Annotated in this window: 9 protein-coding genes; 3 read left to right on the top strand and 6 right to left on the bottom strand. The window is 64.3% G+C overall.

From position 1 onward, the window contains the following. The 4 genes from B4F51_RS19520 to B4F51_RS19535 form a co-directional block, all read right to left on the bottom strand. Positions 1-4,026 (bottom strand): FAD/FMN-binding oxidoreductase, encoded by a 4,026-nt coding sequence (locus B4F51_RS19520; RefSeq protein ID WP_296228217.1) that lies wholly within the window; start codon positions 4,024-4,026, stop codon positions 1-3. 208 nt (positions 4,027-4,234) lie between these two features. Continuing rightward, positions 4,235-4,816 (bottom strand): YqaA family protein, encoded by a 582-nt coding sequence (locus tag B4F51_RS19525; RefSeq protein WP_296228219.1) that lies wholly within the window; start codon positions 4,814-4,816, stop codon positions 4,235-4,237. A gap of 31 nt (positions 4,817-4,847) precedes the next feature. Beyond that, on the bottom strand, positions 4,848-6,095 hold the full coding sequence (locus tag B4F51_RS19530) for a nucleoside recognition domain-containing protein (protein WP_296228220.1): 1,248 nt from the start codon (positions 6,093-6,095) through the stop codon (positions 4,848-4,850). Between the two features lie 31 nt (positions 6,096-6,126). Continuing rightward, on the bottom strand, positions 6,127-7,056 hold the full coding sequence (locus B4F51_RS19535) for an ion channel (RefSeq protein WP_296228221.1): 930 nt from the start codon (positions 7,054-7,056) through the stop codon (positions 6,127-6,129). 338 nt (positions 7,057-7,394) lie between these two features. Between B4F51_RS19535 and ilvA the strand changes: the two genes are divergently transcribed. The 3 genes from ilvA to B4F51_RS19550 all read left to right on the top strand — a co-directional run bounded on the left by ilvA (position 7,395) and on the right by B4F51_RS19550 (position 11,368). Further along, positions 7,395-8,978, top strand: a complete 1,584-nt coding sequence (ilvA, locus tag B4F51_RS19540; protein WP_296228222.1) for a threonine ammonia-lyase, biosynthetic — start codon at positions 7,395-7,397, stop codon at positions 8,976-8,978. Continuing rightward, positions 8,978-9,814, top strand: a complete 837-nt coding sequence (gene queF / locus B4F51_RS19545; RefSeq protein WP_296228224.1) for an NADPH-dependent 7-cyano-7-deazaguanine reductase QueF — start codon at positions 8,978-8,980, stop codon at positions 9,812-9,814. Before ilvA ends, queF begins: the two co-directional genes overlap by 1 nt. 219 nt (positions 9,815-10,033) lie before the next feature. Beyond that, the gene (locus B4F51_RS19550; protein ID WP_296228226.1) at positions 10,034-11,368 is read left to right on the top strand and encodes an acetate kinase; all 1,335 of its coding nucleotides are present in this window, start codon (positions 10,034-10,036) and stop codon (positions 11,366-11,368) included. 22 nt (positions 11,369-11,390) lie between these two features. On the opposite strand, the gene B4F51_RS19555 is transcribed toward B4F51_RS19550, so the two are convergent. Then, positions 11,391-11,918 (bottom strand): hypothetical protein, encoded by a 528-nt coding sequence (locus B4F51_RS19555; protein ID WP_296228228.1) that lies wholly within the window; start codon positions 11,916-11,918, stop codon positions 11,391-11,393. Positions 11,919-11,946: 28 nt separating this feature from the next. Further along, on the bottom strand, positions 11,947-12,636 hold the full coding sequence (locus B4F51_RS19560) for a C39 family peptidase (RefSeq protein ID WP_414706794.1): 690 nt from the start codon (positions 12,634-12,636) through the stop codon (positions 11,947-11,949). Positions 12,637-12,641: the final 5 nt, after the last annotated feature.

The raw sequence follows: 12,641 nt of genomic DNA on the forward strand, positions 1-12,641 counted from the left end.
TCACACCAGCACCCGCTCGATGCCGCCTGCGTTGGCGTGGGAGACGTAGTCTTCCAGCCACGTTTCGCCGAGCACGTGGCGCGCCATCTCAACCACGATGTAGTCGGCCTGCACCGAGGCGTCCTCGCTGTAGCGCGACAGGCCCTGCAGACACGACGGGCAGCTGGTCAGGATCTTCACGTCGCCGTTGAAAGCCTCGCCGTTCTGGCCATCGGCGCGTAGCTTGTCGGCGCCCTTCTTCATCTCCTCCTCCTTACGGAAGCGGATCTGCGTGGAGATGTCGGGGCGCGAGACCGCCAGCGTGCCCGATTCACCGCAGCAGCGGTCGTTCTTCTCGATCGCGCGCGTCTGCCCGTCGGCGCCCAGGTTGCCGCCCATTAGCTGGTTGACCAGCTTGGTCGGGTCCATGGTCTTGATCGGGGTGTGGCAGGGGTCGTGGTACATGTACCGCGTGCCTTGCACACCATCGATCTTCACGCCCTTCTCGAGCAGGAACTCGTGGATGTCGATGATGCGGCAGCCCGGGAAAATCTTGTCGAACTCGTAGCCGGCGAGCTGGTCGTAGCACGTGCCGCAGCTCACCACCACCGTCTTGATGTCGAGGTAGTTGAGCGTGTTGGCGACGCGATGGAACAGCACGCGGTTGTCGGTAACGATCTTCTCGGCCTTGTCGTACTGGCCATTGCCGCGTTGCGGATAGCCGCAGCACAGGTAGCCCGGCGGCAGCACGGTCTGCACGCCGGCGTGCCACAGCATCGCCTGCGTGGCCAGGCCCACCTGCGAGAACAGCCGCTCCGAGCCGCAGCCCGGGAAGTAGAACACCGCCTCGCTGTCGGACGTGGTCGCCTTCGGGTTGCGGATGATCGGAACAATCTCGTTGTCCTCGATGTCCAGCAGCGCGCGCGCCGTCTTCTTGGGCAGATTGCCCGGCATCTTCTTGTTGATGAAGTGGATCACCTGCTCGCGCACCGGCGGCTTGCCTACCGTGGCGGGCGGGTGCGCCGTCTGCTTCTTGGCGAACTTCTTCAGCACGTCATTACCCAGACGCTGCGCCTTGTAGCCCCAGTCGATCATCACCTTGCGCGTGAGGTTGATGGTCTCGGGGTTGGTCGCGTTCAGGAAGAACATCGACGCGGCGGTGCCGGGGTTGAACTTCTTCTGCCCCATCTTGCGCAGCAGGTTGCGCATGTTCATCGACACGTCACCGAAGTCGATCTTGACCGGGCACGGCGTCACGCACTTGTGGCAGACCGTGCAGTGGTCTCCCACGTCGGCAAACTCTTCCCAGTGCTTGACCGACACGCCGCGGCGCGTCTGCTCTTCATACAGGAAGGCCTCAATGAGCAGCGAGGTGGCAAGAATCTTGTTGCGCGGGCTGTACAGCAGGTTGGCGCGCGGCACGTGCGTGGCGCACACCGGCTTGCACTTGCCGCAGCGCAGGCAGTCCTTGATGCTCTCCGAGATGGCGCCGATGTCGCTCTGCTGCATGATGATCGACTCGTGCCCCATCAGGCCGAACGACGGCGTGTAGGCATTGCGCAGATCAGCGGCCAGGCCTTGCGGGTCGTTGATGTCGCGCAGCAGCTTGCCCTTGTTGAAGCGGCCGTTCGGGTCGACGCGGCGCTTGTAGGCAGCAAAGTCGGCGATCTCGTCGTCGGTCAGGAATTCCAGCTTGGTGATACCGATACCGTGCTCGCCCGAGATCACGCCGTCCAGCGAACGCGCCAGCGTCATGATGCGGGCCACCGCCTTGTGGGCGTCCTGCAGCATGTCGTAATCGTCGGAGTTGACCGGCAGGTTGGTGTGCACGTTGCCGTCGCCGGCGTGCATATGCAGCGCCACGAAAACGCGACCACGCAGCACTTGCTTGTGGATCGCCTGCGCCTCGTCGAGGATCGGCTTGAACTCGCCGCCGTTGAAGATCTTGCGCAGCTCGGCGCGGATTTCCGCCTTCCACGACACGCGGATCGTGCGATCCTGCAGCAGGTGGAACAGGTTGGCGTCGGGCTGGGTCTGCAGGCGATCGTCGATGGTCTGCGTGAGATAGCCCAGGCCCAGGCCGATCAGGCTGGCGCGCGCGGTATTCACCGGCGTGTCGAGATGGTCCAGCAGGTACTGCCAGCGCGCGCGCGTTGCACGCACGAGTTGCTGCGCCTGCTGCACGCGGTCTTCCAGCAGCTCTGCGCTCGGGATTTCGTTGGCGTCGTCGGTGCGGCCCAGCGGCAGGTCGTTGCGCGCGAAGAACTCCTGCAGCGCGTCGCCCAGCTTCAGCTTGTTCTTGATCGACAGCTCGATGTTGATGCGCTCGATGCCGTCGGTGTACTCGCCCATGCGGTTAAGCGGAATCACCACGTCTTCGTTGATCTTGAAGGCGTTGGTGTGGCGGGCGATGGCGGCGGTGCGCGAGCGGTCGAGCCAGAATTTCTTGCGCGCCTCGGGGCTGACGGCCACGAAACCTTCGCCGCTCTTGCCGTTGGCGAGGCGGATCACCTCCGAGGTGGCGCGTGCCACGGCGTCATCATCATCGCCGACGATGTCACCGATCAGCACCATCTTCGGAAACGCGTTGCGCTTGCTCTTGGTGGCGTAGCCGACCGCACGCAGATAACGCTCATCCAAGTGCTCCAGGCCCGCGAGGATCGCGCCGCCGGGCTTCTTGGTCTCGGCGTCGAGGTAATCCTTGATCTCGACGATGCTCGGGATCGCGTCACGCGCCTGGCCGAAGAACTCCAGGCACACGGTGCGGATCGACTTGGGCATGCGGTGCAGAATCCAGCGCGCGCTGGTGATGATGCCGTCGCAGCCTTCCTTCTGCACGCCGGGCAGGCCGGCCAGGAACTTGTCGGTGACGTCCTTGCCGAGGCCTTCCTTGCGGAACTTGCGGCCCTCGATCGTGAGCGTCTCGGTGCGCAGCAGCTTGCTGCCCATCGGCGCATTGCCGTCGAACCACTTCAGTTCGAAGGTGACGACCGGTGCGTCGTGGATCTTGCCGAGGTTGTGATTCAGGCGCGTGACTTCCAGCCAGTTGCCGTCCGGATCGACCATGCGCCACCAGGCGAGGTTGTCCAACGCGGTGCCCCACAGCACGGCCTTCTTGCCGCCCGCGTTCATGGCGACGTTGCCACCAATGCACGAGGCGTCGATCGACGTCGGGTCCACGGCGAAAACGAGGCCGGCCTTCTCGGCGGCGTCCGCCACGCGACGCGTGACCACGCCGGCGCCCGAATAGATGGTCGCGACCGGATGGTCGACGCCAGGCAGGTCAGTCTGCTCGACCGCATCCAGGCGCTCGAGCTTTTCGGTATTGATGACGGCCGAGAACGGCGTCAGCGGCACGGCGCCGCCGGTGTAGCCGGTGCCACCTCCGCGCGGGATGATGGTCAGACCCAGCTCGAAGCAGCCCTTGACGATGCCGGCGATCTCTTCTTCGGTATCGGGCGTCAGCACCACGAACGGGTATTCGACCCGCCAGTCGGTGGCATCCGTCACATGCGAGACGCGCGACAGGCCATCGAACTTGATGTTGTCCTTGGCGGTGACGCGGCCGAGCACCTTCTGGGCGCGGCGGCGCAGGTCATACACCTGGGCGAATTCTTCCTGGAACGCCTTCACGGCGCGGCGGGCATGCACGACGAGTTGCTCGACCTTGGCGGCACGCTCGTCGCCTTCCGGGTCGTGGTGCGAGTCGTGGTCGGCCACGCGGCGCTTCTCGATCTCCGCCAGGCGGTGATTGAGCGCGTCGATCAGCATCTGCCGGCGCTTCGGGTTGTCGAGCAGGTCGTCCTGCAGATACGGGTTGCGGCGCACCACCCAGACGTCGCCCAGCACTTCGTACAGCATGCGCGCCGACCGGCCGGTGCGGCGCTCGGCGCGCAGCCCGTCGAGGATCTGCCATGCAGACTCGCCCAGCAGACGAATGACGATTTCCCGATCCGAGAACGAGGTGTAGTTATAGGGAATCTCGCGCAGCCGGGGCGCAGCGTCCTGCGCCGCGAGTTTGGCGTCGATCAGAAGTGGGGCATTCATGGCGAGCCGCAGGGAGGGAGCGCGACAGTGACGGTAGAGTCAGTCCTGGTCGCGCGGTCTTTAAAGGGCGATTGTACTGCAAGGTTCAACCTTGATGCGACGCAGCAACGGTTTCCCATGCCACGAGCATGGGCGCGAAAACTGCCGCGTTTTCAATGGCTTGCGAACAATGCGGGGACATAAAAGTGGCGCAAGCGCCACGCAAACGTCACGCCAGGACGCTCTTGAGCCAGCCGAAGATGCCATGCCAGAAGTCATCGGGCAGCAGCAGCAACGCGGCAGTCATGGCCAGGTAGCGCAAGAACTTGCCGATGGCCATGTACATGACGCTGGGCCAGAACGACAGGCGCAGCCATCCGGCCAGCGTGCACAGCGGATCGCCAATGCCCGGCAACCACGCCGCCAGCAGCGACACCGGCCCGATGCGGCGCATCCAGCGGAAGTACTTTTTGTCCAGCGGCGGCGCGCGGTGGTGCTGTGGGTGCGGCACGTGCTGGATGTGCTCGGCATCGTGCTGGCGGCGACGGCGCGCGAGGTGGTAGCGCACCAAGGCCAGCTTGGCTGCGTAGCCCATCCACCAGTCCATCACGCCGCCCAGTGTGTTGCCGATCGTGGCCACGATGATGGCCGGCCAGAACATGTCGGGGTTGAGCTTGATGTAGCCGAAGACTGCCGGCTCCGAGCCCAGCGGCAGCAGCGTCGCCGAGACAAAGCTGACGATGAAGATGGCGGGCAGCCCCACAGTGGGCAGAGCCAGCGTTGTGAACAGCCAGTCGATGAATGTGTCCATGCGGTCGATTGTAGTGGCCGAGGCAACCTGCTCAACCGAAGAACAGGTAAGCGATGAACACCGCCCCGATCAACCCGATCAAGTCGGCCCACAGCCCGCAGGCCAGCGCGTAGCGCGTGTCTTTGATGCCAACGCTGCCGAAATACACGGCCAGCACATAAAACGTGGTCTCGGTCGAGCCCTGGATGATTGCGGCCAGCTTGCCCTGGAAGGAATCGACGCCGTAGGTGGTCATCACGTCCACCATCAGGCCGCGCGCGCCGGCGCCGGAGAGCGTCTTCATCAGCCCCACGGGCAGCGCCGGCACGAAGCGCGTGTCGATGCCGAGATGCGAGAACCCAGCCGACAGCCCTTGCATCAGCACATCCATGCAGCCCGCCGCACGGAACACGGCAATGCCCACCAGCACAGCCACCAGGTACGGCACGATGCCGATCGCCACCTGAAAGCCATCCTTGGCGCCATCCACGAAGGTCTCGTAGACATTGATGCGCCGAATGGCGCCGCACACCAGGAACGCCACCACGATGGTGAGGATCGCGCCGGCGCCGATCAGCCCGATCCAGGCCGCCATTTGCTGCGACGGAAACTGGCGCAGCCAGGCAAACAGCAGCCCCATCGCCGCGATGAAGCCGCCGAAATACGCCAGCAGCACCGGCTTGAACAGGTTGATGCGTTGATACCACGCCACCGCCGCAATGCCCGCGCAAAAACCGATGAAGGTGGACAGCAAGGTTGGCAGGAAGATGTCCGCCGCATTGAAGCCGGCCAGGCCCTGCTTGACCGCCATGGCTTGGCGGATGGCGATGACGGACGTCGGCACCAGCGTCACGCCGGCCGTATTGAGCACCACGAACATCAACTGCGCATCGCTGGCGCGCTGCGGCTGCGGGTTGACCTGCTGCAGCTCGCGCATGGCCTGCAGGCCGAGCGGCGTGGCGGCGTTGTCCAGGCCCAGCATATTGGCCGAGACGTTCATCATCATCGCGCCGTTGGCCGGGTGGCCAGCGGGCACGGAAGGAAACAGATGTCGCATCAGCGGGTTCACCAGCCGCGCGAACAGGTCGACCACTCCGGCGCGCTCTCCCACACGCATGATGCCGAGCCACAGCGCCATCATGCCGGTCAGGCCCAGCGCGATCTCGAAGCCGGTGCGCGCGGCATCGAACATGGCGGTGAGCATGCGGGAGAAGACCTCCATGTCGCCCTGCACCACCTGTACGCAGGCCGTGACAAAGGCAACGAGGAAGAAAGCCAGCCAGACGAGATTCAGGGCCACGGAGGTTGCGCGTTGGGATCCGACAAGCTGCTCATTGTGCCTGTGCCGACTCGTCGACGGGCACGATCCGGTGGAAGTTGTCGTAGTCCACATGCGTGACGCCGTTGTCGTCATCGCGCATCAGATCGACATAGCGATATCCCCAGCGAATGTCGTCATGGCGCCAGGAATGTCGCGCCTGCAAGGTTTGCGCGGCGGTCTCGTCGGAACCTTCGATGGTAAGCAGCAGCAACGCGTCACCGGCGGCGAGCGATTCGGCGTTGGCGTTGTGCAGCGGGCTGGTCTCGTCGATCACGTGCATCATGACCCAGCCGAGCAGGAAGATGGGATGCTCGCTGCGCTCCAGACGCAGATCTCGAATCCTGTAGATGGTGTAGCCCTCGGGCGTGCGCTCGTCCTGCAACAGGCGCAACTTGGCGGTGGCCTCGGCGATGACGTTCTGGCGTGCGTTGGCGGCCCGCACCATCAGTGTCATCTTGCCGTTGAGCGGTCGCACCACAGCGTTGTTGGCAAACATGATCTTGGCGCGCGGGCGTGAGAACCGCGCAAACACCAGCCCCGTGGCCATGGCGATGCCCGACATGCCAATGAAGATCTCGAGCGTGGCGATAAGGTGGGCGTAGGTCGTCTGCGGGTGCATGTCGCCGTAGCCCACCGTGGCGAGCGTCTCCACGCTGAAGAAGAACGCACCCGCGAAACCCGCCGGCGACTGATTGGCGATCGGCGCGTCGCCCAGCAGGTAGAGCCCGGCGAAGACGGTGTTGAGGGTGAGGAACAGCGCGGCGAGCGCAGCGAAGAAGGTCGGCCAATTGACCTCCAGCGCGTGGTGGTAGACATCGCGCCAGCCGAGCGACGGCATGCCGTAGGCGATGACTTGCTGGGTGCCCGACCAGACCTTGCGTCCCCGGCGCGCACGCTGGGAGGATCGGGACGGTCGGAAGGGAGACGATGGGGTGTTCATGGGGCCTCTCGCCGGAGATGGGCCGCACCCCCGGGGCGCGGCCGGGGCAGTGTACCGACCGCCCCGCCCATCCGGCAAGGCGCCCCGTGATAGGCTTACGGGCTCTCCTTGGAGCGTGTTATGCGCTTGTACGGGAGATGCGCTGTTTCCAAAACGCGTGCTGGGTAGGCGCGGACGGCCGCCAGTGGTTGTTCCACTGGCGGGTGGCAGCAACACCCTCCAGCGCGTGTTTTGGAAACAACCCGAAGGGAACCCACCCAAAAGGCCACATGGCGTTGTTGCGGCCTCCTTGTGTGGAATCACCACACGGCGTCGGCCTCGCCTAGTCCTGTGGCCTTTTGGGTGGGTTCGCACTCCCGTACAAGTGCGTAACACGCTCTGAGTCCAACCCGGTCCGCACCATGGCCATCGATTACCTCAAGAAGATCCTGACCGCGAAGGTCTACGACGTCGCGCTGGAAACCGAACTGAAGTTCGCGCCCAATCTGTCGGTGCGCACCGGTAACCGCGTCTACCTCAAACGTGAAGACGACCAACCGGTGTTCTCGTTCAAGCTGCGCGGCGCCTACAACAAGATGGCCTCGCTCACGCCGGCCGAGCGCAAGCGCGGGGTGATTACGGCCTCGGCCGGCAACCACGCACAGGGCGTGGCGTTCAGCGCGGCCCGGATGGAATGCAAGGCCGTCATCTGCATGCCGGTGACGACGCCGCAACTGAAGATCGACGGCGTGCGCTCGCGCGGCGGTGAATGGGTCGAAGTCGTGCTGCACGGCGAGAGCTACTCCGACACGTACACCCACGCCGCCAAGCTGCAAGAGAAGCACGGCTACACCTTCGTGCACCCGTTTGATGATCCGGAGGTGATTGCCGGCCAGGGCACCATCGCCATGGAGATCCTGCGCCAGCATCCGCAGCCGATCCACGCCATCTTCTGCTCCATTGGCGGCGGCGGGCTGATCTCGGGTGTTGCGGCGTACGTGAAGGCCGTGCGGCCCGACATCAAGGTGATCGGCGTGCAAAGCGTGGATTCCGACGCGATGGCGCGCTCGGTGGCCTCCGGCAAGCGCGTGGAATTGAAGGAAGTGGGCCTCTTTGCCGATGGCACGGCGGTCAAGCTGGTGGGCAAGGAGACCTTCCGCATCACACGCGAGTTGGTCGACGAGATCATCACCGTGGATACAGACGCCATCTGCGCGGCGCTCAAGGACGTGTTCCAGGACACGCGCAGCCTGCTGGAGCCCTCGGGCGCGCTGGCGCTGGCCGGCCTCAAGCAGTACGCCGAAAAGAACAAGATCAAGAACGAGGCGCTGGTGGCCGTGGCCAGCGGCGCCAACATGAACTTCGACCGCCTGCGCTTCGTGGCCGAACGCGCCGAAGTGGGCGAGGCGCGCGAAGCCGTATTTGCGGTGACGATTCCCGAAGAGCGCGGCAGCTTCAAGCGCTTCTGCGAGCTGGTCGGCTGGTCGCGCAACGTGACGGAGTTCAACTACCGCATTGCCAGCAAGGATGCCGCGCATATCTTCGTGGGCGTGCAGATCACCTCGCGCGCGGAGGGCGACAAGATTGCCGAGAACTTCCGCAAGCACGGCTTCCCGACGCTGGACCTGACCAACGACGAACTCGCCAAGCAGCACATCCGCTACATGGTGGGCGGGCGCTCGCCGCTGGCCGAGAACGAGTTGCTGTACCGCTTCGAGTTTCCCGAGCGGCCGGGCGCGCTGATGAAGTTCCTCTCGAGCATGAGCCCGAACTGGAACATCAGCCTGTTCCACTACCGCAACCAGGGCGCGGATTCGAGCAACATCCTCGTCGGCATTCAGGTGCCGAAGAATGAGAAGCGCGAATTCAAGACGTTCCTGGGCACGCTGGGCTATACCTATTGGGACGAAAGCGAAAACCCCGTCTACAGCCTGTTTTTGTGATGAGCAACCAACCCGAGCATTCGCCACTGGGCAAGACTTCCGCCTACAAGACGGAGTACGACCCCAGCCTACTATTTCCCATTCCACGCCAGGGCAAACGCGACGAGATTGGTCTGCCCGCCGGCAGCGCCCTGCCCTTCTTCGGCGTGGACTTGTGGAACCTGTACGAGCTGTCGTGGTTGAACCTCAAGGGCAAGCCCCAGGTGGCCGTCGGTACGGCGATCGTGCCTGCAGATTCACCGAACATCGTTGAATCGAAGTCGTTCAAGCTGTATCTGAATTCGTTCAACCAGACGAAGGTGGCGTCGCACGAGGCGCTGCAGCAGTTGATCCACCACGATCTGTCGGAAGCCTGCGGTGCACCGGTGCAGGTGCGCATCGTGCCGCAGGAAGAATTTGCGCGGCAGAAAATGGGCGAGCTCGACGGCCTGCTGCTGGATCGCCTGGACATCGAAACCGATGTCTACCAGCCCACCCCCGAGTTGCTGCACGCAGACTTGGAAGAAAGCCCGGTGGAAGAAACGCTGGTCTCTCACCTGCTCAAGTCCAACTGCCTGGTGACGGGCCAGCCCGACTGGGGCAGCGTGCAGATATGCTATGTGGGCGCACCGATCAACCAGGAAGGGCTGCTCAAGTATTTGATCTCGTTCCGCGAGCACAACGAGTTCCACGAGCAGTGTGTCGAGCGCATCTTTACCGACATCCTGCGCCAGTGCCGGCCGGTCAAGCTGGCGGTGTATGCACGGTACACGCGGCGCGGCGGGCTGGACATCAACCCATTCCGCACGAACTACAACACGCCGTGGCCGGACAACCTCCGGAATGCACGTCAGTAAGCACTGACGTATCGCACGCCAAGGCGCCTTCATGGCGCCTTTTTTGTCCCTTGCGATCCGCCAAACGGGCACGCAAACCTCCTCCGTTTAGGGGACACGAAGGCCCTATCGTTTCACGCCCGCTCGCCTATAGTGGTATCCGCAGTACGCCACCCGGGGGAAATCGTGAAGGGCCCATCCGCTTTTCGTGGACAGGGCGCTCTCGACGGGGACATTGCCATGAAGAACGCACCATGGGGGCCGCTTCGCGCGGTTGCGTGCGCATGCCTGCTGTTGTGCAGCAGGTCGGCACTTGCACAGACCAACGAGCCGGTGGACGACAAACCACCCAGCCTCGAAGCCATCCAGCGGCAGCTTGCGCAAGCGCAAGCGCACCTGCAGGAACTGAAGCGATCGATCCAGCAGCAGGAAGCTCACCTGAGGAACATGCGGCGCGCGCTCGGCATGAGCGAGCTCGATACCGTGCGCGGTGCCGGCGCACCCGGCGCGGGTGCGGGCACGGACTCCGCCAGCGACAGCACAGGCCAAGCCAATGCGCAGATGGCACAGAACGGCCAGCCTGGCACGCCGGTCGGCAAGCCGCCAGAGCCGTCCGACCAACCCCCGCGCATCGCGCAGATCTTCGACGAGCCCAGCGCGCTCACTCCACCCGGCAAGTTCGTCGTCGAGCCGTCATTGCAGATGGCGTATTCGTCGTCGGACCGCGTGGCGCTGGTGGGCTACACCATCATCCCGGCGCTGCTCATCGGGTTGATCGACGTGCGACAGGTGAAAACCACTTCGCTCACCAGCACGCTGGCTGTGCGCTACGGCCTAGCCAAGCGCTGGGAACTGGAAGCCCGCGTGCCGTACGTCTACAGCACGAGCGATACCGTCAGCCGCGAGCTCTTCACCGGCACCGCCACCGACAACGCCTTCAGCTCGCACGGTCACGGCATCGGCGATGTGGAGCTGACCGCGCGCTACCAGATCAACGCCGGCGGTGTCGACAAGCCGTTCTATATCGGCTGGCTGCGCTTCAAGACGCGCACCGGCAAAGACCCGTTCGAAGTCACCACCGACTGCGTGACGCGCTGCGTGAGCAACACCACCGGCACCGGCCTGCCGCTGCAGCAGCCCACGGGCTCGGGCTTCTTCGCCATCCAGCCGGGCCTGACGTGGTTGTTCCCGACCGACCCTGCGGTGTTCTTCGGCAGCATCAGCTACCTGCACAACTTCGAACGCAAGGACGTGAGCCTGAATCTGGTGGACGGCTCGCAGCAGTTCCTGGGCAACGTCAGGGCTGGCGACATCATCGGCCTGAACTTCGGCATGGGGCTGGCACTGAACGAAAAAGCCTCGTTCTCGATCGGCTACGACCAGAGCATCATCGGGCCGACCAAGCAGAACGGCGAGCGCGTACCTGGCTCGGTGCGCACCCTCCTGGGCACGCTGCTGGTGGGCTATTCGTACCGCATCTCGCCCAAGATGACGCTGAACCTGTCGGTAGGCGCGGGCCTCACGCGCGACACGCCGGACCTGACGGTCACGCTGCGGCTGCCGATCCAGTTCTAGCTTTTAACGCGCGGCCTGCCTCTCAGTGCAGCGTCGTGACGACGTTGGCCAGCGCGCCCTGCAATACGTTGGCGAGGCTGAGTTGCCGGAACTGCGGCAGGCTGTTGACTGCCGCGTTGATGGTGGTGACGGCCTGCAGCGTCTGGTTGTTCAGGCTGTTCTGGATGACCGTAGCAGCGGCCGCCGCGCCGGTCACCACATCGGGCGGCGCAACGTTGTTCGGCCCGTTCTGCACGATATTGACAGTGTTGACCACGCCGGCAAGCTGCTGCGCCTGGGAGGCCGTCATGTGCGCGACGTCGGGAACGTTGGCTGACACACTCGCCACCAGGTCGCCGTTGATGTAGACCGCCCGGTCGATGCCGAACGAGATGCGCAGTCCCGCCGCAGACGGCACATCGAACCCGCCGCGCATATCGTCGAGCTTGTCTTCCGACACGGCTTGCCACGCGTGAACAGGGTTGTCCTCCATACCGGCCGCCAGCGCGTAGCGGGAACCCGCCAGCGCGAGCAGCCCTACGGCCCACATCGCTTTGCGAAACCGTCCCATGATGCCTCCTGCTTGCCGTGGCCTGCGCTCAGAAATCGCCCGGGCCGTGCTTGGGGATCACGATGTTCCCCAGGCCGCTGCGCTCCACGCCCTCCGCCAGCGGCGCGCGCGGTGCAACGCGCCAATCCGGTAGCGCATTGAACGTCGCACGCGCTTCGCGGTTGTGGATGACGAACAGCAAATGGTTGTCCCACATGCTCTCGAAACTCGCACGCGGGATCGCGCGCGTGCCCATGGCCGGATCGCCCACCAGCACGCGCCCTTCCTGCACGCCCTTGACCACCACGAAATGGTGATAGCCGTTCTCGCTCAACAGCACGATGGCCGGCAGATGGGCGTCATTCAACGCATCCAGCGGCTGCTCGAAACCATCGGCCTCGAAGCCTTGCGACTCCAGATAGCGTTTGATGTCGAGCAGCGAAAAACCTTCACGCCGGATCTTCTCCTGATTGCCATGCAGATACATGGCCTGGAACACGGTCTGCTCGCTCACCGGATAGCCGTACTGATAGGTGAGCAGCGTGGCCACGGCAGCCGAGCCACAACTGAAGTCGAAGCGCTGATGGATCGTGCGCAGAAAGCGCGCCTCCTTCATGCTCGTCACCGGCACGGCATAAGTCCCGCCGCCCGTACCAAGCATGTCGATCGAGCCGGCGCCTGCCGACGCCGGCACCAGCCCGCACGCGACCATCAGCGCCGCGCTCCACCTCCATCGCATCGCCG

This window comes from Ralstonia sp. UBA689, assembly GCF_002298975.1.
GTDB lineage: Bacteria > Pseudomonadota > Gammaproteobacteria > Burkholderiales > Burkholderiaceae > Ralstonia.